The sequence below is a fragment of the Pantoea sp. S62 genome, assembly GCF_016658625.1.
GTDB classification, from domain to species: domain Bacteria; phylum Pseudomonadota; class Gammaproteobacteria; order Enterobacterales; family Enterobacteriaceae; genus Pantoea; species Pantoea vagans.
In genome coordinates this window covers 13,950-38,587 of sequence record NZ_JACVVI010000001.1, presented here as the reverse complement: position 1 = coordinate 38,587, position 24,638 = coordinate 13,950, and the positions used below count along the sequence as shown (strand labels likewise).

At 50.3% G+C, this 24,638-nt stretch carries 21 protein-coding genes and 1 riboswitch; of the genes, 8 read left to right on the top strand and 13 right to left on the bottom strand.

The window, feature by feature from the left end; all coding sequences use genetic code 11:
- Positions 1-96: 96 nt before the first annotated feature.
- Positions 97-216, bottom strand: a riboswitch (TPP riboswitch).
- 146 nt (positions 217-362) lie between these two features.
- The 3 genes from IBT54_RS00180 to IBT54_RS00170 all read right to left on the bottom strand — a co-directional run bounded on the left by IBT54_RS00180 (position 363) and on the right by IBT54_RS00170 (position 2,903).
- On the bottom strand, positions 363-677 hold the full coding sequence (locus IBT54_RS00180) for a helix-turn-helix transcriptional regulator (protein ID WP_201251256.1): 315 nt from the start codon (positions 675-677) through the stop codon (positions 363-365).
- Between the two features lie 16 nt (positions 678-693).
- Positions 694-1,812 carry an alkene reductase gene (locus IBT54_RS00175; RefSeq protein ID WP_201251255.1) on the bottom strand — a complete coding sequence of 373 codons (1,119 nt, stop codon included), beginning with the start codon at positions 1,810-1,812 and terminating at the stop codon, positions 694-696.
- Between the two features lie 206 nt (positions 1,813-2,018).
- The gene (locus tag IBT54_RS00170; RefSeq protein ID WP_201251254.1) at positions 2,019-2,903 is read right to left on the bottom strand and encodes a hypothetical protein; all 885 of its coding nucleotides are present in this window, start codon (positions 2,901-2,903) and stop codon (positions 2,019-2,021) included.
- 281 nt (positions 2,904-3,184) lie between these two features.
- Between IBT54_RS00170 and IBT54_RS25050 the strand changes: the two genes are divergently transcribed.
- Positions 3,185-3,733: an AAA family ATPase gene (locus IBT54_RS25050; protein ID WP_370585050.1), complete on the top strand. Its 549-nt coding sequence runs from the start codon at positions 3,185-3,187 to the stop codon at positions 3,731-3,733.
- Positions 3,734-3,748: 15 nt separating this feature from the next.
- On the opposite strand, the gene IBT54_RS00160 is transcribed toward IBT54_RS25050, so the two are convergent.
- Positions 3,749-4,177 carry a GFA family protein gene (locus tag IBT54_RS00160; protein WP_095708060.1) on the bottom strand — a complete coding sequence of 143 codons (429 nt, stop codon included), beginning with the start codon at positions 4,175-4,177 and terminating at the stop codon, positions 3,749-3,751.
- 135 nt (positions 4,178-4,312) lie between these two features.
- Entirely contained in the window at positions 4,313-4,942 is a 630-nt protein-coding gene (locus IBT54_RS00155; protein WP_201251253.1) for a LysE family translocator, read from the bottom strand.
- A gap of 557 nt (positions 4,943-5,499) precedes the next feature.
- Here IBT54_RS00155 and IBT54_RS00150 point away from each other — a divergent pair.
- Together IBT54_RS00150 and IBT54_RS00145 are read left to right on the top strand one after the other, a co-directional pair.
- Positions 5,500-6,609, top strand: coding sequence for an efflux RND transporter periplasmic adaptor subunit (locus IBT54_RS00150; protein WP_095708058.1), 1,110 nt, complete (start codon positions 5,500-5,502; stop codon positions 6,607-6,609).
- Entirely contained in the window at positions 6,606-9,692 is a 3,087-nt protein-coding gene (locus IBT54_RS00145) for an efflux RND transporter permease subunit (RefSeq protein WP_201251252.1), read from the top strand. The genes IBT54_RS00150 and IBT54_RS00145 overlap by 4 nt, the downstream gene beginning before the upstream one ends.
- Positions 9,693-9,913: 221 nt before the next feature.
- On the opposite strand, the gene IBT54_RS00140 is transcribed toward IBT54_RS00145, so the two are convergent.
- The 3 genes from IBT54_RS00140 to IBT54_RS00130 all read right to left on the bottom strand — a co-directional run bounded on the left by IBT54_RS00140 (position 9,914) and on the right by IBT54_RS00130 (position 13,120).
- Entirely contained in the window at positions 9,914-10,945 is a 1,032-nt protein-coding gene (locus IBT54_RS00140; RefSeq protein WP_033735535.1) for a methionine synthase, read from the bottom strand.
- Between the two features lie 27 nt (positions 10,946-10,972).
- Positions 10,973-11,953: a DUF1852 domain-containing protein gene (locus IBT54_RS00135; protein WP_201251251.1), complete on the bottom strand. Its 981-nt coding sequence runs from the start codon at positions 11,951-11,953 to the stop codon at positions 10,973-10,975.
- A 456-nt stretch (positions 11,954-12,409) separates the two neighbouring features.
- A complete protein-coding gene (locus IBT54_RS00130) occupies positions 12,410-13,120 on the bottom strand; it encodes an IclR family transcriptional regulator (RefSeq protein ID WP_013196119.1) in 711 nt (236 codons plus the stop codon).
- A 173-nt stretch (positions 13,121-13,293) separates the two neighbouring features.
- On the opposite strand from IBT54_RS00130, the gene IBT54_RS00125 reads away from it, so the two are divergent.
- Together IBT54_RS00125 and IBT54_RS00120 are read left to right on the top strand one after the other, a co-directional pair.
- Positions 13,294-13,986: an RraA family protein gene (locus IBT54_RS00125; protein ID WP_013196118.1), complete on the top strand. Its 693-nt coding sequence runs from the start codon at positions 13,294-13,296 to the stop codon at positions 13,984-13,986.
- On the top strand, positions 13,986-14,933 hold the full coding sequence (locus tag IBT54_RS00120) for a hydroxyacid dehydrogenase (protein ID WP_201251250.1): 948 nt from the start codon (positions 13,986-13,988) through the stop codon (positions 14,931-14,933). The genes IBT54_RS00125 and IBT54_RS00120 overlap by 1 nt, the downstream gene beginning before the upstream one ends.
- Positions 14,934-15,152: 219 nt before the next feature.
- On the opposite strand, the gene IBT54_RS00115 is transcribed toward IBT54_RS00120, so the two are convergent.
- Positions 15,153-15,389: a hypothetical protein gene (locus tag IBT54_RS00115; RefSeq protein ID WP_201251522.1), complete on the bottom strand. Its 237-nt coding sequence runs from the start codon at positions 15,387-15,389 to the stop codon at positions 15,153-15,155.
- Between the two features lie 1,027 nt (positions 15,390-16,416).
- Here IBT54_RS00115 and IBT54_RS00110 point away from each other — a divergent pair.
- Positions 16,417-17,055: an acyl-homoserine-lactone synthase gene (locus IBT54_RS00110; RefSeq protein WP_013196115.1), complete on the top strand. Its 639-nt coding sequence runs from the start codon at positions 16,417-16,419 to the stop codon at positions 17,053-17,055.
- A 13-nt stretch (positions 17,056-17,068) separates the two neighbouring features.
- On the opposite strand, the gene IBT54_RS00105 is transcribed toward IBT54_RS00110, so the two are convergent.
- On the bottom strand, positions 17,069-17,761 hold the full coding sequence (locus IBT54_RS00105; protein WP_013196114.1) for a LuxR family transcriptional regulator: 693 nt from the start codon (positions 17,759-17,761) through the stop codon (positions 17,069-17,071).
- A 1,223-nt stretch (positions 17,762-18,984) separates the two neighbouring features.
- On the bottom strand, positions 18,985-20,325 hold the full coding sequence (locus IBT54_RS00100) for an MFS transporter (protein WP_095708052.1): 1,341 nt from the start codon (positions 20,323-20,325) through the stop codon (positions 18,985-18,987).
- 471 nt (positions 20,326-20,796) lie between these two features.
- On the opposite strand from IBT54_RS00100, the gene IBT54_RS00095 reads away from it, so the two are divergent.
- Positions 20,797-21,267 carry a DUF1203 domain-containing protein gene (locus IBT54_RS00095; RefSeq protein ID WP_013196111.1) on the top strand — a complete coding sequence of 157 codons (471 nt, stop codon included), beginning with the start codon at positions 20,797-20,799 and terminating at the stop codon, positions 21,265-21,267.
- 80 nt (positions 21,268-21,347) lie between these two features.
- Here the strand turns inward: IBT54_RS00095 and IBT54_RS00090 are convergent, their stop codons facing one another.
- A complete protein-coding gene (locus IBT54_RS00090; protein ID WP_201251249.1) occupies positions 21,348-22,931 on the bottom strand; it encodes a methyl-accepting chemotaxis protein in 1,584 nt (527 codons plus the stop codon).
- 197 nt (positions 22,932-23,128) lie between these two features.
- Positions 23,129-23,602: an Lrp/AsnC family transcriptional regulator gene (locus IBT54_RS00085; protein WP_013196109.1), complete on the bottom strand. Its 474-nt coding sequence runs from the start codon at positions 23,600-23,602 to the stop codon at positions 23,129-23,131.
- A 269-nt stretch (positions 23,603-23,871) separates the two neighbouring features.
- Here IBT54_RS00085 and IBT54_RS00080 point away from each other — a divergent pair, with 269 nt between their 5' ends.
- Positions 23,872-24,498 carry a LysE family translocator gene (locus IBT54_RS00080; protein ID WP_201251248.1) on the top strand — a complete coding sequence of 209 codons (627 nt, stop codon included), beginning with the start codon at positions 23,872-23,874 and terminating at the stop codon, positions 24,496-24,498.
- Positions 24,499-24,638: the final 140 nt, after the last annotated feature.

Below are 24,638 nucleotides of genomic sequence, written 5' to 3'. Positions count from 1 at the left end.
GAGATGTTTCACTTTGGCCTCGTTATCGGTTAACGAAGACCCGTGATACAGAGGGAATAGGCAAAGACGTCGCGAACGCGCGCCTGCGGCAAGTATCGGATGCGATACCCGTCTTCCTACGCCAGTATCAACTGGGTCAGGTTCTAAGGGTCGCTAAGCCGCGCACTGCGCTATTAGCCTCTCAGTCTCTCTGGCGAGACTCCCCTGACGGCTTTAGTTGTAAGTTAAGCGGGCAGCTTCGTCAAGCCGCGTGCGTGAAGACGAGTCAGAAATCCGAGGGATAGGTGCAGGCGTTTACTGTAAGTGCAAAGACTCAGCATTCGCAGATAAGATAACAGAGAAGTGCTGAAACGGCAGGCGCCCTAAAGCGCCTGCACCGATTGTGTCACCACGTCGGTTATTTCACGAATACGTGGTTCAGCGCGGCGATAATAGGTCCACTTCCCGACTTTGCTGGCTTCGACCAGTCCCGCATTGTGCAGGGCTTTCAGGCATAACGAAGTAGCGGGCTGTGATAAGCCCGCCTTATCCTGGATGAGGGTGGCACAGACGCCATACTGAGCGAAGGGATAGAGCTGAGAATAGCCCGCAAACGCTTCGTCAGGATTTTTAAGCCACTTTAGTACTGCCACCCGGGTCGGGTTGGACAGTAACTTCAGGGCATTTTCGGGGGACATGCCGCCTCACATAAGATCAGGATTGAAAAACAGGATAGTCAGTATAGCCTTTCTCAGTGCCGCCATACAGGGAAGCGTGATCGACAGGATTCAGCGGATAACCTGCTTTAATGCGTGCCGGCAAATCGGGATTCGCAATAAACGAGCGGCCAAAACCCGCCAGATCGCCCCAGCCTTTATCAAGCATATGTTGTGCTTTTTCCGCCGTGTAGCGACCAGAATAGATGATCGGAGAACGGAATGTTTCCCGCAGCGCAACCCGGAAACTCTCTGGCATATCCGGGCTATTATCCCAGTCCGCTTCGGCAATAGAGAGATAGCCAACTTCCAGCTCATTCAGCAACTCCGCGGCGCGGATATAGGTCGCATGGGGATCGCGTTCAACCAGGCCAAGATAGACGCGCTCTTCGTCAGTACTCGAAAACAATGGCGCAAACCGCACGCCAACACGGTGGCTGCCAAATACCGCGCTGACCGCCTCAACAACTTCACGCAGGAAACGCAGACGATTCTCTGCTGAGCCGCCATATTCATCCGTGCGGAAGTTAGTGTGCTCCGAAATAAACTGGTTAATCAGATAACCGTTGGCAGAATGCAGTTCCACACCGTCAAAACCGGCCTCTTTTGCATTTTCCGCCGCGCGTCGGTAAAGCGCCACGATCTCTTTGACTTCCGCGTTGGTCAGTGCCCGTGGTTTACTGGGTGCGGTCAGTATCCCCGCGCCTGGTCCGGTTTCAATGAATACCCGAACGTTATCGGCGGCGATGGCTGAAGGCGCAACGGGAGCCTGCTTGCCTGGCTGAAGTTCATTGTGAGAGACGCGACCAACGTGCCAGAGCTGGCAAAAAATCGTGGCGCCTTCCTGATGTACCGCCTCTGTGACCTTTTTCCAGCCAGCGATCTGAGCGTCGCTGTGGATCCCCGGCGTCCATGCATAGCCCTGCCCGCGAGGTTCAATCTGGGTGCCTTCGGTGATCATCAGTCCCGCGCTGGCACGCTGGCGGTAATACTCCACCATCAACTCGCCGGGAATATTGCCCGGCTGTTCACTGCGACAACGCGTCAGTGGCGGCAATACAATGCGGTTACGAAGTGTGAGATCGCCCAGGTTCAGGGGGGTAAACAGTGACGGCATGACAAAAATTCCTCTGATGTGTAAGAGGCGCCATTATATTTACACATTTAAATTTGTAAATGTGTAATCAGTGCTTTTTGTTTTAAGCCGGGTTTATCAGAGTATTTCATCTGACTAAACAGCCTCATCGTAGCCATCCTGCAGACGCGGCTCTCAGGATGGCTTTATTGCCACGAAAGAGCCCCCAGCCGCAGGATCAACACTGTTTAAGCGATGTATTTATCAGCGAACGCCTGCCACTGCTGGCGATAAATCTCCAGCTGTTTAAGTGCGTCATCGATTGAGGGTTGCGCTTTGTTGTCTGGATTCGGCGTGGAACGAATCACATCGGCAAACACGCTGAAAATGGCGTTCATGTCACTGCCCGATTTTGTCGCTTCAAACATTCTGGCCAGTTCATTCTGTGGCCGCGCGGAGCCGCTCTTTACCTGGGTGAGATAATCACGCGCATCCGCCACGATTTCACGGGTGCCATATTGATGCGCGATATCCAGCCTTTGCTGTGCCCCCAGCAGCGTGCGCTCTTCGCGGAATGCCACTTTACCGTCGATCATTTCATCAACAATGCCCGTCGCCTGCTTCCGCTTGTCATCCGGAACATATTTCTCAATAAGTTTGTGCAGTTTCACCTGCATCAACGTTATTGCCATCGCTTCAGAGGTATCACTGTTATCGTACTGATTTTGTCCCACCTGACCTTCAGCGAGCACCTGATGAAGCGCACCCGCAAATTCATCCATACTGGCCTGGGTGTTATCTGTCGTCATATCCAGTAGCGGACGGAATGTCCTTGCATCCCAGTTTGTATAGGGATCGTTGAAAAGCGCATAACCGAGATTAAACGTGGGTCCCTGATGAGCTGATCGGCTTGCCAGCAGATCGTTCAGGGTTTTATCCTGCTGTTCAGCGGAGACAGGTTCAGTAACGACCTGCATCAGGCGGTCTCTTGCCTCCTGAGAGATGATAACTACAGTGTCGGGAAGCCTTTTTCCGGTAATAGACTCGGTATTGTCGCCTGAAGATGATTTGATTGCGCCGGAAGCGACATAGCTATTTGCCACGCCGTCTGTAAGTCCATTGATTAGTACCATAATGCCCTCTACGGTTTGATTGATTGAGTAATTAATCGGCAGGATGTAACAAATCTTTACCGAAAAAAATACAATCCGTGAGGAGGGTGGATTATTTGAAAACCAGATCATCAGATACGCTTTGACATGATTTTGATTCATAATGCCTTCAGCAGCCTTTATTTACGCCTCTCGCAGGTCAACACATTCCAGTTGAGATTTAAACCTTGCAAGTTGCATAGAAAAGCATCATGTCAGCAGGCCGTTATTCATTTAAGAAGGGAAAATTCAAAGGAGATATAGTGAATAGTGCACTCACTTTAGAGGCGCTGGGACCACGCATTTGTATTATGGGTCCTTCAAACAGTGGTAAATCTACCTTAGCTGAGGCTATTTCCCGCAAAACGAATTTACCTGTTGTTCATCTTGATCAACTTTACCATCTTCCGAATAGTCAATGGATTCCCAGAGCACTGGAAGCATTTCACCATTTGCATGCAGATGCAGTGAGTCAGAAAAATTGGGTGATGGAGGGGAATTATACAAAATGCATTGAGGAACGCTTTGCTCATGCCACGGGATTGATTCTTCTGGATGTAAAAGTGACCGTAGCACTGCTGCGTTATATTCGCAGGTGTTATTCATCGACACCGCGAATAGGGGGGCTCGGGATGAGCAGAGAGTCCGTAACCCTGGAGATGCTGAAATATATTATCCGTACTGCCCCGCAGAATCGTAAGTATCATCAGACGCTTTACGACCAGGTCAGATTGCCAAAAGTTCTGCTTCATTCTCCACACGAGATTAAAGCCTGTTCAGAATACTGGGGCTTAAAGTTAAAAAATAAGTAACCCACACCGCTGTGATTAATCAACAATCTTTAAGCTCGTCAGCAGTGCATTCAGCGACGTTACTGGCCCCGCATGATTAGTCTCTGAGCGGGTATGGTCCCACGGCATGGCGTCATCGGTACAATAATCCCCTATGCAGTGCATCGCGACTGGAGTATTCAGTAAGCCGATCGGAAGCCAGATGTAAGACCGGTCGCGCAATCGGTTTGGAACGGCAGAACCACAGCTGACGCAAAAGTCAGTGCGATAACCTGTCGGTTTACGCCACGACGCGATCTGGCTTTCGCCTGCTATCCAGGCAAAATCACGCTCTTTTATCAGCGTTGCCAGGTTATAACCGGTTCCGGTCTGCTTTCTGCACAGAGAACAGTGACAGCGGTAATAGAGCGTGGGGGTTACCGAAATCTCAAAAACAACGGTTTCACACAGACATGAGCCTTTCATTTTTCGCCTTTTGAATCAGGATTCGGGGTTGTGCGCGGGCTATCGGATTGCATCGCCTCTGCCGCTTCGGCTCATCACCTGATCGTTCCGGGTGATGAGTCAAAACGGATGACGTTCCGCCATCATTAGCTGTAATTAGTTGCGGCTGAAGACCAGTTTCAATCCTGCCAGCGCAAAGCAACAGGCTAACAGTGCATCCAGCCCGCGACGAATGCGGCGGTAAAAAGCGCTCATTACAGCTGTCGAGAACAGCAAAGCATAGCCACCGAATACAACCATGCAGATCGCCGCACAGCCGCAGATGATCATCGGTAACGTCGAGGCGACCGCATCCGGTTTAAGGGCAAATGACATAATCGCCACCCAGGTCAGAATCGCTTTGGGGTTGCCGATATGCATCAGGATACCCTGACGGAACAGGCTGCCATAAGCGACCCGGGTATCGCTGGTTTTAAATTCACCGGCTTCCGTGCGGCGTAATGCAGATTTACCGGCTTTAAACGCCAGCCAGAGCAGATATATTCCGCCGCCAATTTTTAACGCAATCAGTAGTTGAGCAAAGGTTGTCAGCACGGTCAGCACACCGCAGGCTGCGAGCAGCGCCCAGATCATCGAACCACTCACGACACCCGCAGCCAGCGCCAGCGCGGCACCTCTGCCCTTTTTCATCGCTGTCCCCATTATCGCCATATTGCTCGGCCCAGGGCTGGCCGTAGCGACAAAATAGGTCGTAAAGATCATGATTAACTCGTGTGAAAGCGCCATATTTTTCTCTGCGATGCGGGGTTATCAATATGTTATATCCGCTGGCAAAGAAATTTACTAATCGTTCACATATTGCAGGTTTTACGGATGCGGCTTAATAAGAACCGGCAGGCAGCAGGTACGGCGGCGATGGGCTGTCCTTACAGAGTGGCAGGTGTGCGTTAATCGCTACTCAGACGTCGCTTTCCGCTAATGCTGGAGCAACATCGTTATGCCTGACATCACTCACACTCAGTGACCTAATCAAACAATGGTCACTTCCTGTCAATCAGGATCACTGACGTTAGGGTGCAAACTTTGCCGATGCCGATCTCCTGAGCATTCACAAATGCACTGTGCGGGCCGCCCAAAAAATGCAAGGCGTCCAGGAACCGCTCTCTTTGCCCTCATCCCCTGATATCACCCCTCTTCAGCTGCCATGACCCTTTTAATAACCCCTTCACGGTGACATATCTTGATCTGTTCATGACGAAAATTCAGTCATTTGTGACCATTGACTTATTTGGTCACAGGAATGAAAATGCGCAAACTATCCTGTTACCGCTTTAAGGGAACTCATGCTCAGGCTTAAATCCGCCACCCTTGCTGTTTACGTGTTGCCGCTGGCCCTGGTGGCCTGCGGTGAACCTTCCACCCGCGACGATCCCCGTACCCAGGCTCCTCTGGTGCGGACTGCAATCGTGGTAAGCGCGATAGAACGAACCCACGCCTTTACCGGCGTTGTGGTCGCCCGGATTCAAAGCGATCTCAGTTTCAGAGTACAAGGCAAAATCCTTGAACGTCTGGTGGATACCGGTCAGGCGGTCAAACGCGGTCAGCCGCTGATGCGTCTGGATCCGATTGACCTGACACTGCAGTCTCAGGCTCAGCAACAGGTTGTGGAGGCAGCACGGGCACGGGCTAAGCAAGCCACGCAGGATGAAGCGCGCTATCGCGGCCTTGTCGCGACGGGTGCCGTGTCGGCATCAGCCTACGACCAGATAAAGGCCGCCGCCGATACGGCAAGAGCCGATCTCAGAGCTGCACAGGCCCAGGCCAGCGTCGCGCAGAATGCAACCGGTTATGCGGTGCTGCTGGCCGACGCCGATGGCGTTGTCGTGGATACGCTGGCAGAACCGGGTCAGGTGGTCAGTGCCGGACAGGCCGTTATCCGCCTCGCCAGAGCCGGTCAGCGCGAGGCCATTGTGCAATTACCGGAGACGCTCAGGCCTGCGCCGGACAGCGATGCTCAGGCCACGCTTTATGGCTCCGGCGATAAACAGGTGCCCGCCAGGTTACGCCTGCTATCCGATGCCGCTGATCCGGTGACGCGAACCTTTGAAGCGAGATATGTCCTGGAAGGTTCACTGGCTAATGCACCGCTCGGCTCGACCGTCACGCTTAACATCGCGGAAAACGCCAGCAAAGCTTCGGTCATGAACGTGCCCTTAGCCGCGCTCTACGATCCGGGGAAAGGGCCGGGCGTCTGGGGCATTTCAGGTCAGCCCACAACCGTCTCATGGCGACCGGTGCAGGTGATCAACCTTGGGGATGACAATGCCGGCGTTGTCGGAAACCTCAAGCCGGGTGAGCAGGTCGTTGCGCTTGGCGCGCACCTGCTTCATGAGGGTGAAAAAGTGCGCACGGCACCGCAAGGCAACGAGCGCAGCGCGGGGAGTCATCCATGAGCAAGGAACGTTTCAATCTCTCGTCGCTGGCTGTGCGCGAGCGCTCGATTACCCTCTTCCTGATCATTCTGATTACTGTCGCCGGTATCCTGTCGTTCCTCGAACTGGGGCGAGCGGAAGACCCGCCTTTTACCGTCAAGCAGATGACCCTTATCACGGCCTGGCCGGGTGCTACAGCGCAGGAGATGCAGGATCAGGTTGCTGAGCCGCTGGAGAAGCGTCTGCAGGAGCTTAAGTGGTACGACCGCAGTGAGACCTATACCCGTCCGGGTCTGGCGTTTACCCTGCTGTCACTGCAGGACAGCACGCCGCCTTCACAGGTACAGGAAGAGTTCTATCAGGCGCGCAAGAAAGTCGGTGATGAAGCCAGCAGCCTGCCCGCGGGCGTTATCGGACCGATGGTTAATGACGAGTTCTCTGATGTGACTTTTGCCTTATTTGCGCTTAAGGCCAGGGGGGAGCCGCAGCGTCTGCTGGCAAGGGATGCTGAATCGCTGCGCCAGCAGCTTCTGCATGTACCCGGCGTAAAAAAGGTCAACATTATTGGTGAACAGAGTGAGCGAATCTTTATCTCGTTCTCTCATGACAGGCTGGCCACGCTCGGCATTTCTCCCCAGGATATCTTTTCTGCCCTGAACAGTCAGAACGTGCTGACCCCGGCCGGTTCAATAGATGCCAGCGGTCCCCAGATTTTTATCCGTCTTGATGGCGCCTTCGACACCCTGGAGAAGATTCGCCAGACGCCTGTCGTTGCCGGGGGCCGAACACTGCGCCTTTCAGATGTCGCGACTGTGGAGCGAGGCTATGAAGATCCGGCGACCTTTATCGTGCGTAATCAGGGCGAACAGGCGCTGTTGTTAGGCGTCGTTATGTGCGACGGCTGGAATGGCCTTGATCTCGGTAAGGCACTGGATGAGGAAACGGCCAGAATTAATGACGGCATGCCGCTGGGTATGACGCTGACGAAGGTCACCGATCAGGCCGTCAACATCAGTTCAGCCGTAGACGAATTCATGATCAAGTTTTTTGTCGCCCTGCTGGTGGTCATGGTGGTCTGCTTTGTCAGTATGGGCTGGCGGGTTGGTGTGGTGGTCGCCGCAGCCGTGCCACTGACGCTGGCTATCGTGTTTGTTGTGATGGAGGCTTCCGGCAAAAATTTCGATCGCATCACGCTGGGTTCGCTGATCCTTGCCCTGGGTTTGCTGGTCGATGACGCCATCATCGCGATTGAAATGATGGTGGTCAAAATGGAAGAAGGTTATGACCGCATCAAAGCCTCTGCTTATGCATGGAGTCATACGGCGGCACCGATGCTGGCGGGTACGCTGGTTACCGCTGTGGGCTTTATGCCCAACGGTTTTGCACAGTCTACTGCCGGTGAGTACACCAGCAATATGTTCTGGATTGTCGGTATCGCCCTGATCGCCTCGTGGATCGTCGCGGTGGTGTTTACGCCTTATCTTGGCGTGAAAATGCTGCCGGAGATCAAAACGGTGGCGGGAGGACATACCGCGATTTATAACACCCGCCATTACAACCGCTTCCGTTATATTCTGGGCCGCGTCATCGCAGGTAAATGGCTGGTAGCCGGTTCGGTGGTGGCCCTTTTTACGCTTGCCGTGCTCGGCATGGGGATGGTTAACGCACAATTTTTTCCCACCTCTGACCGCCCGGAAGTGCTGGTGGAAGTCCAGATGCCTTATGGTACCGCTATTGAGGAGACCAGCAACGCGACGGCAAAAATCGAAGCCTGGCTGCAGAAGCAGCCGGAGGCAAAAATCGTCACATCGTATATCGGACAAGGGTCACCGCGTTTTTATCTGGCCATGGCTCCCGAGTTGCCTGACCCCTCGTTTGCAAAAATAGTTGTGCTGACGGACAGCCAGGAAGCGCGCGAAGCACTTAAGCAGCGGTTACGCGAGGCGGCGGCTGATGGACTTGCAGCAGAGGCGCGCATCCGCGTGACTCAACTGGTGTTTGGTCCCTACTCGCCCTATCCGGTAGCATATCGCATCATGGGGCCGGATGCCGACACGTTGCGCACCATCGCAGCCGACGTAGAGGCAGTGCTACAGGCCAGTCCGCTGATGAGAACAGTTAATACAGATTGGGGTCCAAAGGTGCCGACGCTGCATTTCACGCTTAATCAGGATCGCCTGCAGGCCGTGGGGCTGACATCGAATGCGGTGGCAGAGCAGCTTCAGTTCCTGCTCTCTGGCATTCCGATTACCTCAGTGCGTGAAGATATCCGCTCCGTGCAGGTTATGGGACGCGCAGCGGGTAACATCCGCCTCGATCCGGCCAGAATAGCGGGCTTTACCTTAGTCGGTTCCTCAGGTCAGCGTATTCCGCTCTCTCAGATTGGCGACGTTGACGTACGCATGGAAGATCCGATTCTGCGTCGCCGCGATCGCACTCCGACGCTGACGGTGCGCGGTGATATTGCTGAGCATCTGCAGCCGCCGGATGTCTCAAAGCAGATGCTCAACGCGTTGCAGCCCATCATCGATTCACTGCCAGCGGGCTACCGCATTGAACAGGCGGGCTCGATTGAAGAATCTGGTAAAGCGACCAAAGCAATGGCACCGCTGTTCCCGATTATGATCGCCATGACGCTGCTGATTATCATTCTGCAGGTGCGTTCGATGTCGGCGATGGTGATGGTCTTTCTGACGTCGCCTCTGGGACTGATTGGTGTGGTGCCGACGCTACTTCTCTTTAACCAGCCGTTTGGCATCAATGCACTGGTTGGACTGATAGCGCTATCGGGCATCCTGATGCGTAACACGCTCATCCTGATAGGCCAGATTCACCATAATGAACATGAAGGACTCTCGCCTTTTGATGCGGTGGTGGAAGCAACGGTACAACGTGCGCGTCCGGTGCTGCTGACGGCAATGGCTGCCATTCTGGCCTTCATTCCGCTGACGCACTCCGTATTCTGGGGAACGCTGGCCTATACCCTGATTGGCGGTACGTTAGGCGGTACCCTGATTACGCTGGTATTCCTGCCAGCGATGTACGCGATCTGGTTCAGAATCCGCCCGGATCACCCCCGCTCCGCTGACGAAACGCTGAGCTGAACGTAATCTGCAACGGGCGTGATCGCTGACCAGGTGATTCACGACCGACAGCATAGCGGATTACGTTACTGAGGTTTCATAGCAGGGAATCTCAACGTGATTTAAGAGGAGTGGAATGAAGAGCATACAGAGATGGATAGCGGGACAGATAAAGCAAAAGTAAGGGCAGTTCAGTCCGGCTTTCAGGCATCTGAAGCCGGACTGAACTGCTCAGGAAAAGATTATTTTCCCAGAATTTCTCTGCGGACAATCTCGGCACCCGCACTCAACGCATGCAGTTTGCCATTGGCAACCTGACGCGGCAGAGGAATCATGCCACAGTTAGTCGAAGGATAGAGATTTTCAGCATCCACGAACTGCAGCGCTTTGCGCAGCGTGTTTGCGACTGCTTCCGGTGTCTCAATTTCATGAGTAGCCACGTCGATAGCACCAACCATGACTTTTTTACCGCGAATCAGCTCGATCAGATCCATCGGCACGCGCGAGTTCTGGCACTCCAGTGAAACGATGTCGATAGCTGAACGCTGCAGTTTCGGGAAGACCTCTTCGTACTGACGCCACTCTGTACCCAGCGTTTTCTTCCAGTCGGTATTCGCTTTAATGCCGTAGCCGTAGCAGATGTGAACGGCGGTTTCACACTTCAGCCCTTCAATAGCTCGCTCTAACGCGGCGATACCCCAGTCATTCACTTCATCAAAGAAGACGTTAAAGGCTGGTTCGTCGAACTGAATAATATCAACGCCCGCGGCTTCTAACTCTTTCGCTTCCTGGTTGAGGATTTTTGCAAATTCCCAGGCCAGCTTTTCACGACTTTTATAATGATTGTCATAGAGGGTGTCGATCATCGTCATCGGACCCGGCAACGCCCATTTAATAGGACGATCGGTCAGCTTGCGCAGGATTTTTGCATCTTCAACAAATACCGGCTTCTGACGTGAGACTTCACCCACCACGGTCGGCACGCTGGCGTCATAACGATTACGGATGCGGACCACTTCACGCTTCTCAAAATCCACGCCGCTGAGGTGTTCAATAAAGGTCGTCACAAAGTGCTGACGGGTCTGCTCACCATCACTGACGATATCAATGCCGGCGCGAACCTGGTCGTCCAGACAGAGACGCAGTGCATCTCTTTTACCGTCAACTAACTCTTCATCCTGCAGTTTCCAGGGTGACCAGAGCACCTCTGGCTGCGCGATCCAGGACGGTTTAGGCAGGCTGCCCGCAGTGGATGTCGGTAATAAAGTTTTCATAGCAGGTGACCTTTTGTTTTTAATTAATCAAAGAACGGATTCAGCAGACCATTGTGCGAGAAGTGTCTGATTCGGCTTGATGAAATGCGCCTCAGTAAACTTACCCTGCTCAACGGCCAGACGGCTGCGCTCTTCGCGATCGTAAACGATGCGGGTTAATGAATAATCCTGATGCTGCAGCGTTGGCTGATAGCACTGTCCGGCTGCAGAATTCGCGTTGTAAATTTCCGGGCGATAGATTTTCTGGAACGTTTCCATGGTGCTGATGGTGCTGATCAGCTCAAGATTGGTGTAATCGCTGAGCAGGTCACCGTGAAAGTAGAAGGCCAGCGGCGCAACACTGCCCTGCGGCATAAAGAAACGCACTTTCAGGCCCATTTTTCCAAAATAAAAATCCGTCAGCGAAGGCGCATCCTGCTGGTATTCGATGCCCAGCACCGGATGCACATTACCGGTACGCACATAGGTATTTTTGCTCGACACACTCAGGCAGATGACCGGCGACTTATTGAAGTTTTCTTTATAGGCCGCTGAGTTGACGAAGCTTTTAAAAATGTTGCCATGCAGCTGGCCAAAATCATCCGGCAGACTGAATTCAGTCTGGCTTTTATTGTGCTCTGTCAGCACTACGCTGAAATCATAATCACGCACGTAGGAGGAGAAGTTATTGCCGACAATCCCGTCGAAACGTTCACCGGTTTTGTGATCGACGATATGGGTCTTCAGAATCTCAATCGCCGGGAACGATTCGTCGTTGCTGCCTGGCTGAAGATTCAGCTCAGCAGAAATAATCTCAAGTTCGACAGCGTAACGGTCGCTTTTTGGGTTATCCCAGTGCGCCAGCGCGTTGAACCGGTTGTCGATCATCGCCAGGGCGTTATGCAGGTTTTCCTGGCGTTTTTCGCCACGCGCCAGATTCGCGAAGTTAGTCGTCGCCCGCGTATTTTTCGAAGGGTTATAGTTTTCGTCGAAACGAATGCGCTTGAGGGTAAAGGCTAAGTTGTTCATCGCTATCGGGTATCCTGGTCGCTGATATGATTTGTTGCTTCAGGGTTATGCAGCTTTGCTATCCCTTAACACCCAGTCATATGACTCAAAGTTATTAACAATTCTTACTTTATGCCTCAACATCCGGTTGAAAAAAAGTGATTAAATTTCAACGAACATGAAGGAAATTCATGTTGAGGCGGGAAAGTGGGGGATTTTTCATGCGGCCAGCGTGCCATTAAACATCTGACGTTAAATCAGAATGTTTAAAGGCGCACCGGAAGTAAATTATTTTAACAAATATCAATGACTTAATATCACTCCATCACAGCAGCGGGTCTTTTGAGAGTTAAGTACTCAGGCAAGCCAGACATCCCTTAATTCACCTGGCTTAAATCGACCGACTCCAGCCAGAAAATCTTGCCGCTCTGGAAGAGCACAGCGCTGACATGGAATCACCTATGCCCTTCACGTCTGCTAAATCTTGTAAAAATTATCGCATGTCACTTTATGCGCGCCTGATTTAACCGAAAGTCGGCTGGCCGCTTCTTTCATCAGTTTCCCCAGTCCGCTTTCACACTTCGCCTGCGTCAGACGTGACGATGGCCCGGTCAGTGCCAGCGCAGCGAGCAGCCTGTCGCCTTCTCCAAACACCGGTACGGAAAATGCCGCAATGTGTGGATCGCGCATCCCGGAGGTAAACAGCGGTAGTTCAGGTACAGCCTCAAACAGGGGTTCGTTCTTTCCCCAGTAGCGAAGCACCTGTCCTATGGCAGAGTTATCCAGCGGCAGAAAGGTGCCGGGCAGACGCGTTTCACGCAGTCCTTCAGAAGGCTCAGCTCTGAACAGACAGAGTCGCTGATCGTTTTCTATCACATACCATGAGGCGCTTTCGCCCGTCGCGGTCGCCAGAGCGTGAAGCTCAGGCTGAACAATGCTGGCCAGATGAAAGGATTGCTCATAGAGCTTGCCCAGATAGAGCAGCCTCGGCCCTAGGGTATAGACGCCATTGTCGCGGCGAATCACATAATTCATGCGCTCAAGTGAGTTCATCAGGCGATAGACCGTCGTTTTGTGATAACCCGATAGCTGCGCCAGCGCGGTAAGCGTCAGCGACTCCTCGCCAGGTTTGAAACAATCCAGCAGCGCCAGCGCTTTTTCTACGGCAATTACGCCTTCATTCCCCATTGGTACGTCCTCCTGTATGCGACGGCAGGCAGTTTACCGCGCAATTTGTGATTCACATCGTATTTACATCACAAATGAGTGCTTAACACTGGTGCGATGCGAATTAACATCGATATAGTAGTTTTATATTGTACAACTAAGTTGTACCTGGTAAAACGAAAGAGGAATGATCTATGCCACATGCAGAGAATACCTTCATCAATCGCGACATTATCCGTGTCGCGCCAGAACTTGTTAAACAGGCGGCTCAGTTCCAGGCCGCGATACTGGCGGATGTCGCCGGTCGACGCGGAACGCTGCATGGTCGCGTTAAACCGGTAGCCTCCACGATGAAAGTCGCTGGTCCCGCTATCACCGTCGAGGTCCGGCCTGGCGATAATCTGGCGATCCATGCCGCACTGGCAATCGCCCAGCCAGGCGACGTGATTGTGGTTGATGGCAAAGGCGATATCAGCTGTGCCTTAATCGGAGAGATTATGTCGACCCAGGCTGAAGCCTCCGGCATCGCGGGGATCATCATTGATGGCGCGGTTCGTGACGCCGATGCACTGAGCGCGAACGGCTTCCCGGTGTTTGCCGCGGGCCTGAATCCCTGTGGCCCGACCAAATCTGTTGCGGGACGGGTAAACTACCCGGTTTCTGTCGCGGGCGCAGCCATTCAGCCGGGCGATCTGGTCATCGGTGATATTGATGGCGTGGTGATTCTGCCGCGTGAAGAGATCCCTGCCCTGCTCGAACTGGCGCAGAAAAAACTGGATTTCGAGACCGGGCGTATTGCGGCCATTCGTGATGGCGACCTTCGCGCGCCGTGGCTGGAGAAAGCCCTGCAAACCGCTGGCATGCTGACGGATGGGGAGACGCTCTGATGACAACTCAGCTTCCCGTCATTCTGGTCACGGCCAGCGATCTGGCTCCGCAGGCGGTCAGCCTGCTGAACGCGTTTAGCCTGGTTTATGCAGGTAAACAGCCCGACGAAGATACCCTGTTCAGACTCTGCCAGCAGCATAATCCGGTGGCGATAATTGTCCGTTACGGAAAAATTAATGCCCGCATCATGGATGCTGCGCCTGCCCTGCGCGTGATTTCCAAACACGGCAGCGGCATTGACGTTATCGATCAACAGGCAGCCGCGGCACGCGATATCCGCGTTCAGTCTGCGCCGGGTGCCAACGCAGCCGCTGTAGCCGAGCATACCTGGGCGATGATTTTGGCATGCGCCAAATCTGTGATAACGCTGGATCAGCGCATGCGTCAGGGGCACTGGGACAAATCCACCCATAAATCTGTGGAGCTGGAAGGCAGAACGCTGGGTCTGGTGGGGCTTGGTGCAATTGGCGGTCGCGTTGCCCGTATTGGGCGGGCGTTTGGCATGAAGGTAATTGCCTATGATCCTTTTGCAAAAACCTTTCCTGATGAGTGTGAGTCCGCTTCACTTGACGACCTGCTGCAACAGGCAGACATCATTTCTCTGCACTGTCCGCTGACCGAACAGACCCGCCAGATGATCAATGCAGAGAAACTGGCGTTGTTTAAAAAAGGCGCCATTCTGGTAAACACGGCACGCGGCGGTCTTATTGATGATGATGCGCTTTTAGCGGCGCTGAATGATGGCACCGTCGCCTGGGCCGCACTGGACAGTTTCCCCACTGAACCTCTGACGGCGCCGCATATCTGGCAGCATGTTGAGAATGTGATTCTGTCGCCACACATTGGCGGCGTCAGTGATAACTCCTACGTGAAGATGGGTACGGTGGCGGCCACTAATATTCTGAACGTCCTGAAGTCCCTGAAAAACGAAAGCGCGGTATCCTGAGCCATCTCTGTAGCCGACTGAACAGGCTGTAACGCTATGTAGTCGGCATTTTTTCAGGTTTGAGTCTCTGCAATCGCTAAAGGCGCTGAAGAGGCTATCATAGAGGCACATAGGTTATAAATAATGCGTGTCTGCTTTAAGTGAGCAGCTGAAGTCAGACTGATGAGAAAGGCTTTCTCATTGTTTAAATCATCACATCCGTTATCGGCCTCATATTCCTTAAGACAGGCGTGCGAAATGCTTTTTCATGCTGTCGGTCAGCTCAAAAATGCAATCTAGATGCCTGCAGTTTCTCACGATCTGACTGCTTAAATGTGAATTGCCGCAGCTGTTGAAAAATTCAGTCATTCGTTTCACATCAAATAGCTCATCCTGTTCAGCAAGCAGAATTGTGACCGGAAAAGAGAGCTTTTTTGGTTGCCCTGAAGGATTTTTTTGTGTCAGAACCTTTGCCATGTTTACGCTGTACACCCCAACAAAATCAGGTCTTAAGCGAATAACCTCATTGGGGAAATTAAGCCTCACACCAGCGCGATGCCCTGATTTTAGGGCACGTGACAGTTTTAACGAGAATGCCTGTTGAAACTGAGACTTAGCTATTAAATACGATCCTGCCGCGAGCCATTCGCTCAGGGCAGGATAACCTCAGTACGAGTCACTGCCGGCAATAACGATAAGAGAATGCCACATCCAGATGAAAAACAATAAACCGCCTCATGACGGATAACGATCAGAGCCTGAATTATTTGCCACGTTAACGAGCCATGGCCTTTAAGCATGATATTAAGTTACGCTTAATTTAGCTGGTGAGCCAACGCAGTATAGATTTGATGGGAACGTCGATGGCGGTATCGAGGATTAATACCCGGAAAAAATAGGTTAAGAGATATTTTTCATGCGCGAAAAATAATGAATAACTGTCAGCAGGCTGATAATTTTTGCAGAGCCGGGTGATCTCAGAATCGCCGGAAGCGTTCTTAAAATCTGGCAAATTAGGTAAATTGAAAATCAGAAGTTAAACAATTCGATATTACCAACTGATCATTCCTTATGATACCGCTGGCTGGCTAACTGCTGAAGTACTTCCAGGCAGACTGACTGCATTGGCTATCAAATGAACAGCAATGTTGCTCGATCAATGCGTAATTTTACATTCATTATTTGACTGGATTAACTGAACAGGAAATTTTGCCCCTTAAAACAATAAGGGGCAATAAATTAATGATGGTTATTTGACTTTTTTCGTATTCTGGTATTTTTATTATTTGAATGCTTTTTGCACTCTGTACGCGAGACTTTGAATATTACATAATCTCGTCTGGTTTTCCCTGGTGTTGCATTGGTCTTTGATAACCTGACCGCCGGGCAATGAAAGTGCTTAGTGGTCAGGCACATTTTTATTATAAGACCTGTACGATATAATAAAAGCTGTCCTAAAGGGCAGGGGCAATAGTTTCATCATGTGATTATTGAGGGCGAGTTAATGAGTTCTGCTATTGATTTTTTTTTGCGTGATTATGATCAACTATCGGTTGAAGAAGCGAATGAGTTATACCGGCTCAGAAGAAAAACATTTCGGGATCGACTCGACTGGGAAGTCGAATGCATTGACGGCATGGAAAAGGACTTTTTTGACAATAAAAACACCACTTACTTACTGGGTGTGCACGACGGACAGTTGCTATGCGGTGCACGATTCATAGACTCTACCCAGCCGACGATGATGAGCGAAATTTTCCATAAGTACTTTTCAGCAGTGTGTCGTCTCCCTACCGATATGCCCTGCTGTGAAATTACTCGCCTGTTTTTAGACAAAGAACGACGTGACGCTGCAAAACTGGATGGTTTACCCGCCAGTAAAGCATTATTTCTTGCAATGATTATTTTTTGCATGAAGAAGAAATATACAGGGATGTACGCAGTGGTCAGTCGCGGCATGTATGCCATATTCCGTCACGCCAACTGGAAAACAGAGGTAATTCAAAAAGGGTTCTCCGAAAAGGGAGAAGATATCTACTACATTTTTATGCCTGCTAACAGTAACGTCATTGAGGATATCATCATCAAGGACAAACACTCTGACTGGCTTCGTGAAAAGCTACAGCACTTATGCCATCTTTGAATGAGTATCTGGCTCAGTTTTCCAGTAAGCGGAGTTCTGCGCCAAGTTTTATCGCGTGTCTTGCGTTATTAACACCGAGTTTTTTCATTACATTACCCATATGGAATTTTACCGTACGCTCCGCAATAGATAAAATAATAGCAATCTCAGCATATGTTTTGCCGTCGCTGACCCACTTAAGAATCTGTCGCTCACGCGGTGATAAAAAGGCATTCTTTTTCTGCTGATGTTGACTATACAGATTGAGCGTCTTCTGATGCAGATGAATAAGGAAACTCATGAATTTTGCACGATGTTTATCAATATCAAAATCAAATTCCTTTTTCCCAATAACAGATAACACAACCAGATTATTCAGGTAGTCATGCAGAGGAAATGTCTGTCCCCGATAAATGTTATATTGAAAACTTTCGTTGAAAATCCTGGTAAGGTTGTAACCTTCTGACAAAATAACTTCATTCTCCCAAAAGTAGTCTTCAACGCAGCGCAAACCACGGATAATGACGGGATCGATAAACTGATATTTCCTTTCAAGGTAAACATCAAACCACGCCGGGTTGTTGTTAATAATTTGCATCTGCGAAGGGTCTTTTTTATTCATAATAGCGTATGCATAGATAACACCCTGGTAATCCTCAAAGAACGCATCCAGTTCATCCTTGATTAACGAATTTATCTTTTGGTCGTTGTAGTAGGTATCCTTCACGTCAGTTGCTACCTTCAGGTTTAGTGGCTTACAAGTATAATCGGGTTCATAAACTACATTGAATCGTATGTTTACCCAACTCACTTATCGAAGTGACGACATCATACAGCAATATTCCACTCATTTCTGCCTTAAGACAGTGAGGACAGGATGGGTTCATGGGATTGCTGACGGTTATCGAGACGTTGACAGAACACCCTGATCGATGGGAATAGCCGAATAAGTGTTGAGAGTTCGGGATAATGCAGGCCTGTCTGAAGCGACAACAGCAACTTTACTGGTAAATCCTAAGTAATGAAATGTCGCAGGATAGTGTACGGACATTAGATTATAAGAACCGTAACCGTTTGATAATCAGCAATTGCTTGTTGCAGATGCAGCCTTGCTGTACACATTATCATTCCATCGCTGGTTTCAGGCATTCCCCGTAGGGTGTAAACGCTTGTTAAAGTCAGTTGAAGGTAGTAGATGCTGTGTTGATCTGTTTCATGGCTTGTATACATGCTTCAGGACGTTAATACCTATAGCCCGCATATTAACCAGCGCCCGGCTGGTCTGGATGAACAGAGCCATTAAAATTGTGGTTTTGTTATGCCTGATTGTGGCGAACATGACTAAGCAGGCGTGTTATTCTGCCAGACTGATAAAATGATATTTTTCAGTGCGTTGTATCAGACCGGTTCTCTTATGTTCGGGTATGGCTCTGTCTTCAACAGGCGGGGATTAGGATCATGGATTTTCCAGCAGGTATTGACGCCTGACACACGCCTTTTAAACGAAGTGCTTCCTGGATTGCATCCTGTTTTTCTGATCCTGAGCAACTGCTGAACTTTCTTATTAACCCTCACCAACTTTGTAAAACAAGAATTATATAAATTGCCCCATCAGATATATCTACTTTCTGAGGGCAATAATATTAACGCTTCAGCCCACAGGGAATTGTTTCTTCGCTCCAGCCTGATGCAGGCTTTGAGCAATCACTTTAATGTGCGAGGATTTAAATTCACTTGTAGGGTCAAATCACTATTTAAAGTTAGAACCTGAAACACAAAACCTAATCTGGTATCTGCTGAATGAGTCTATCGACGACTTAATATCTTTGGAAGAACGTTCACAGGATGTGCCTTGAGTTTTCTGGCAGTTAAAACAGTGTTCTTGTGGCAGTAAAAGCTGAAAGGACTCACCTGCAGACGCAATGCTCAGCATCTGCAGGTGATGCTACGTTATTTACTGACTGGCGAAGCGTGAGTGTCAACTTCGATGTTTAACTCTTTTTTGCGCCCCATAACCAGCACCGCAATACCGCCGATGCCGCAGAGAATAGCCAGTGGCATCATTGCCAGCGTATGGCTGCCGGTCGCCTGATTAATGATGCCGTAAACGTTGACCATTAACCCTCCGCCAATCAGGTTCGCCATCGCACCGATAGCAGCCAGACCCGCAGCAGCGGTAGTGGAAGACATCCATCCCGACGCCAGCGCCCAGAAAGGTCCTTTCATTGAGTAGGCACCAATTAATACCAGTGACAGGATGACAACACTGCCGGTCAGGCTGTTGGTGATAAAGGCGGAGAGCAGACCACCTGCAATCAGGAACAGCGTTAACGCGGTATGCCAGCGACGCTCGCCGCTCCGGTCAGAACTTCTGCCCCATACAATCATCAGAATGGATGCCAGACCGTAAGGAATCGCATTGACTAAACCGGTTGTGAAGTTATCCAGCCCGAACGATTTCAGCAGTTGCGGAGACCAGACGCTCAGAGTTGATCCCGCCGCAGAAGCCCCCGCATAAATCAGTGCCATCACCCAGATATGCTTATGACGCAGTAACTGCCATAGCGAGATATGACCAATCGCTTTTTTCTTCTCGTTTTCTGCCTGAATAGTCGTGCTCAGCCACGCTTTTTGTTCCTGATTTAGCCAGCTGGCATCGGTCGGACGATTACTGAGTAAGAAGAAAGCGGCAATCCCCAGAATCACCGCCGGAATACCTTCCAGGATGAATAACCAGTGCCAGCCGCGCATGCCTAACCAGCCGTCGAGCGACAAAATCAGACCGGAGATAGGCGATCCTATAAAGTTTGCCGCCGGGATTGCCACCATGAACGTTGCAATCACACGCGCACGGTACTTGCCCGGGATCCAGTACGTCAGATAAAGAATTACGCCAGGGAAAAATCCTGCTTCAGCTGCACCCAGTAAAAAGCGCAATACGTAGAGCGTATTGGCACTTTCAACAAAAGCAGTGCAGACCGAAATAATGCCCCACGACACCATGATGCGAGAGATCCAGATCTTTGCCCCAATTTTCTGCATGGCGAGGTTACTGGGAACTTCAAACAGGAAGTAACCCACGAAAAACAGGCTGCTTGCAAAACCAAATACGGCTTTCGACAACCCTAAATCTTCGTTCATCTGTAACGAAGCCATTCCGATGTTGCCGCGATCGATGATGGCAATCAGATAACAGACAATCAGAAAGGGCAAAATGCGCCAGACCACCTTCTTAACGGTCTGCTGCTCAATATCAGCAGAGAATGTCGTGATGTGCTGTTTTTCAGACATGATGATCCTCACAATTTTGTCATCGGCTTAAGGGCAGTGGAGAAAGCGGCTTGTTGTACTCTGTAAAACAGTAATGTACTGAGTAAAACCATTATCACGATAAAATCTTGCCCCTGCCTGAGGATGTAATGAGGTTGTGTTATTTGTCACAAAAAAGTACATGGCAGTTTTGTTTTATGTGACGGATATGTCGTTAGCGGGGTAGCGTTCAGGGAATTTTTTACAAGTTACCAGAGATGCGCGATGGGCAGAAAGGTGAAGGCAATTTGATGGCTTATCGCGGATGGAAAGGTATTAACATCCGTAAAAGTTTGTCATGAGTAAGGTTGTCAAAGCTGGCTGAGGGGGGGACACATCTAGTGCAATTCCCTGACAGTCTCGTTCCCAAAAATCCCTGACCGAAAACGGCGAGTCTCACCAAACGATATCCGATAACGTCATTCTTCACTGCTGAAAACGACAGGCGATATCATGAATTTTAAAATCTCAGGTCTGGATGCCGGGCCATTTACTCATCTTTTTGGACAGAGCGATAGCTATCTGAAAGAACACAACGCAATACGTCAAAAGGTGGAGTGCTATCCTGGTTATCCCGACAGAATCTCATTGTGTGATATTCCTGCAGGTGAAACCGCCCTTCTGATCAATCATATTTATCAGGCTGCAGACACACCCTATTTTGGCACGCACGCGATTTATGTCTGGGAGGGATGCACCCAACAAGGCATTTACCACAATGAATTACCTGAAGTCCTGCACAACAGAGTGCTGTCATTACGTGCTTATGATGAAAAACACTTTTTAATAGCGGCAGACATAGCTGAAGGAAATTTTGCTGAAGTTCTGCTGCGCCGTTTTTTTGCCGATCCGAAAGTGAGTTATGTTCAGATACATAATGCGAAGCGGGGTTGCTATTCCTGTTGCGCTGAGCGTTGTGAATGAATGTTCAGAACCGGGCTTCAATCTACGCTGAAAACTGTCAGGGCAAGATATCGTGAAGTACCCTGCCCTGACATCAAAGATTAAGCACGTGCAGGATTAATTTTAAACACGCTTACGCTGGCAAGCAGCATTTCAGCCTGCGCTTGTAAAGCCTGCGCCGCAGCAGTGGACTGCTGAGAAAGCGCGGCGTTTTGCTGCGTGGCTGCGTCCATATGGGTGACCGCCAGATTAACCTGATCGATACCGACACTTTGCTCGTTACTGGCCGACGAAACGTTTTCAATCAGCTCACTGACCTGATGAATGCGTAAAATAATCTCTTCCATTGTCGTACCGGCATGTTGAACCAGTTCGTTGCCCTGCCCGATTGAATTCACAGAACGTTCGATCAGAATACGCACATCTTTCGCCGCTTTTGCTGAGCGCTGTGCCAGAGCACGGACTTCCGCCGCGACTACTGCAAAACCACGACCTTCGGCACCCGCACGCGCCGCTTCGACCGCAGCATTCAGGGCCAGAATATTGGTCTGGAAAGCGATACCATCAATGACTGTAATGATCTGGTTAATTTCGTTTGAGAACTGCTGGATTTCGCTCATGGTGTGGACGACTTTTTCCACCACGTTGCCGCCCTGACCCGCAATGGAGCGGGCATCATGTGCAATGCTGCTGGCATGAGAGGCGTTCTGCGCGTTATTTTTCACCACCGAAGTCAGTTCCTCCATGGAGGCTGCAGTTTCTTCAAGCGCGCCTGCCTGCGCTTCATTACGCGAGGAGAGTTCCTGGCTGCCCTGGGCAATCTGAACAGAGGCTGAGGCGATGTTCTCCGTGCCGGTGCGAACGCCAGAGACGATGGAAGTCAGGCTGATATTCATTTCTCGCAACGCCGTCATCAGCTCTGCGGTTTCGTCGCGTCCGCTGGGGCGAATCACGGTCTGCAGATCGCCTGAAGCCACTGTGCGCGCAATGTTGACAGCTTCGCGCAATGGATGGGTAATGCTGCGGATTAACCAGGCAGTGATTAATACGCCGGAAAGCAAAATACCCGCCATCGCGATCCATAAGGTCATGCGGGTTTCCTGATACTGGGCGAGATTTTGCGTTGTCATCTGTTCATTGAGCTTCTGGGCATGTGCCAGCATACGATGAACCACGTCATCAATCATTTTGGTCGGCTCACGATCGATGCCATTGACCTGACCATCAACCAGCTGGGCGCTGGCGAGGTTTTGGATGTCGTAGTTTTGCAACGCAACCAGGTATTTTTGTCTGAGCTGAGCGTGTAGCTCGATCGTCTGTTTCACCTGGGTCGTATCCATCCCCAGTTCGGGTTGCAGTATCAGCAATTGATGGAGTAGCGCCTGAGTTTTATCACTCTGCGCCAGGAAGGCCGCTTTGTATTTTTCGAAAACACGCATGCCTTGTGTGCCGCGTAACAGGGTGTTTTTCCACTCCTGTACCTGAATTTTAAACTGAACCTGTGCATTACGTGCAGTATCAATGCTCTCCGCGACACGCGTTTCGCTTGCCATGATGTCGGTATTTTTCTGCAAAGCCTGAGTATTCAGGGTAATGCCTCGCAAACCGACAAGCAGGGTCGCCAGTAGCAGGATGGCGGCCATCACACTGAGTCTTTGCCCTATCGTAAAATGATTAAGTTTCATATTTTTTCCGTGGTGAAAACAATCAATGCCCCGGCAGATCCCGGTACAACAGTTATCGACGCGGTAAAGCATGGACTTTATGGCTGAGCAAGTCCTGAGGGCTTTTTTTATGCAGTAAAATTCTTCTAATGCTGATGTAACTGACATCTGGACTGTTAACTAAAAATTCTGTCGCGGGCTGTCCCGGCGGCGTTAGTCTACTCAGCGATTTTCTTAATAGGATAAGAAACGAGGGGTTTGATCTCTTTAAGCACAAACATGCTCTGCATTTCTTTAATGCCTGGCAATCTGCGTACCACTGACATTGCGAAATCAGCATAGGAGTCCAGATCCGATGCTACAACCTGTAGCAGAAAGTCGGCATCTCCACCGATGCTATAGCAGGCCACCACGTCCTCCAGCGCAGTCACTTCTTCTTCGAACTTTCTGGCCTCGGCCTCACTATGACTGTCAATGACGACCCGAATGAAAACCATCACGCCCAGACCGATTTTCTTGCGGTCGAGAACAGCACGATAGCCCTGAATCACTTCTTCTTCCTCAAGCCTGCGCACTTTGCGCCAGCAGGGAGAAGCTGAGAGGTTTATCTTTTCTGCCAGAACCTGGTTAGTGACGCGAGCATCGTCCTGTAAAATCTCGAGGATTTTCATATCTGTCGGACTTAGGGTCATAGTCGGAAATTCCTTTCGTTATAGCACTGATAAAGGGTAATTATTACCTCAAAATCAGTATTGAGTAAATGATATAGGTAACAATTTTCCCGCTTATTGCGACATAATATATTTACTTTTTCAACGTGTTATTACGAATAGCAAAAGTGGAAAACTGAATTCAGATTGAGTGTATATCGTGATCTTATTTTAAATAAATCACGGACAGACCATTTTTTTAAAGCATTAAACCTCCTCTCTCTTCAAATAATATTATGGAAGGAAGAATTATGTCAGATATTGCTCTGATAATATCTTATATGACTGCACTCGGTTTAGCCGCCGCAATTCCGGGGCCGGGAATGACCGCATTAGTCGCTCGCAGCGTGAGTGGTGGTGCGGTAGCTGGCTTTACCATGCTGGCTGGCCTTATTCTCGGGGATTTAATTTATTTATCTGTTGCGGTGTTTGGCCTGGCAGTGATGTCTCATAGCTATACCGCCGTCTTCACGATGATTAACTGGGCTGCCTCACTCTATTTATTCATGCTTGCATGGCAATTCTGGTGCCACCAGCCTCGGGCAATAAATATTGACCAGAAAGCGACAAAACGAGAACTGGCGTCAGCCTGGTTTTCAGGGCTGAGCATCACGCTTGGCAACCCTAAAACCATCGCTTTCTATCTGGCGATACTGCCTCTGGTTATCTCTCTGGATAATGTCTCGCTACAGATTTGGGGAGGAATTCTGGTTCCACTTACCGTGTTCGTGCTGTTAAGTGTTGGTGCGGTTTTTATTCTGGCCGCGCTCAGAATTCGTCATCTTCTGACCAGTGCAAAAGCGCAGAGACTCGTTTTCCGTTCAGCCGGAGCCATTATGATGCTGGCTGCGGCTGGGATGGTGGTAAAGACGCTTTAAGTTCATTACCGGCTGTTATGGATCAACTCCTTCCGACCCTGCATGTCAGGCGAAACCACGGGCAACCCTGCACTTCGCATCTATAATTCAGTGACTCAGGCCTATGCACTCGTCCATGTTAAGACGCTCATCATTAACAG

Bases quoted from the DNA above. Each gene is read 5' to 3' on its own strand.
- IBT54_RS00155 (WP_201251253.1), bottom strand. From the start codon at position 4,942: ATGGCGCTTTCACACGAGTTAATCATGATCTTTACGACCTATTTTGTC.
- IBT54_RS00090 (WP_201251249.1), bottom strand. From the start codon at position 22,931: ATGAAACTTAATCATTTTACGATAGGGCAAAGACTCAGTGTGATGGCC.
- IBT54_RS00180 (WP_201251256.1), bottom strand. From the start codon at position 677: ATGTCCCCCGAAAATGCCCTGAAGTTACTGTCCAACCCGACCCGGGTG.
- IBT54_RS00160 (WP_095708060.1), bottom strand. From the start codon at position 4,177: ATGAAAGGCTCATGTCTGTGTGAAACCGTTGTTTTTGAGATTTCGGTA.
- IBT54_RS00175 (WP_201251255.1), bottom strand. From the start codon at position 1,812: ATGCCGTCACTGTTTACCCCCCTGAACCTGGGCGATCTCACACTTCGT.
- IBT54_RS00115 (WP_201251522.1), bottom strand. From the start codon at position 15,389: ATGGCAAAGGTTCTGACACAAAAAAATCCTTCAGGGCAACCAAAAAAG.
- IBT54_RS00120 (WP_201251250.1), top strand. From the start codon at position 13,986: ATGACAACTCAGCTTCCCGTCATTCTGGTCACGGCCAGCGATCTGGCT.
- IBT54_RS00125 (WP_013196118.1), top strand. From the start codon at position 13,294: ATGCCACATGCAGAGAATACCTTCATCAATCGCGACATTATCCGTGTC.
- IBT54_RS00100 (WP_095708052.1), bottom strand. From the start codon at position 20,325: ATGTCTGAAAAACAGCACATCACGACATTCTCTGCTGATATTGAGCAG.
- IBT54_RS00085 (WP_013196109.1), bottom strand. From the start codon at position 23,602: ATGACCCTAAGTCCGACAGATATGAAAATCCTCGAGATTTTACAGGAC.
- IBT54_RS00095 (WP_013196111.1), top strand. From the start codon at position 20,797: ATGAATTTTAAAATCTCAGGTCTGGATGCCGGGCCATTTACTCATCTT.
- IBT54_RS00150 (WP_095708058.1), top strand. From the start codon at position 5,500: ATGCTCAGGCTTAAATCCGCCACCCTTGCTGTTTACGTGTTGCCGCTG.
- IBT54_RS00080 (WP_201251248.1), top strand. From the start codon at position 23,872: ATGTCAGATATTGCTCTGATAATATCTTATATGACTGCACTCGGTTTA.
- IBT54_RS00145 (WP_201251252.1), top strand. From the start codon at position 6,606: ATGAGCAAGGAACGTTTCAATCTCTCGTCGCTGGCTGTGCGCGAGCGC.
- IBT54_RS00170 (WP_201251254.1), bottom strand. From the start codon at position 2,903: ATGGTACTAATCAATGGACTTACAGACGGCGTGGCAAATAGCTATGTC.
- IBT54_RS00140 (WP_033735535.1), bottom strand. From the start codon at position 10,945: ATGAAAACTTTATTACCGACATCCACTGCGGGCAGCCTGCCTAAACCG.
- IBT54_RS00135 (WP_201251251.1), bottom strand. From the start codon at position 11,953: ATGAACAACTTAGCCTTTACCCTCAAGCGCATTCGTTTCGACGAAAAC.
- IBT54_RS00130 (WP_013196119.1), bottom strand. From the start codon at position 13,120: ATGGGGAATGAAGGCGTAATTGCCGTAGAAAAAGCGCTGGCGCTGCTG.
- IBT54_RS00110 (WP_013196115.1), top strand. From the start codon at position 16,417: ATGAGTTCTGCTATTGATTTTTTTTTGCGTGATTATGATCAACTATCG.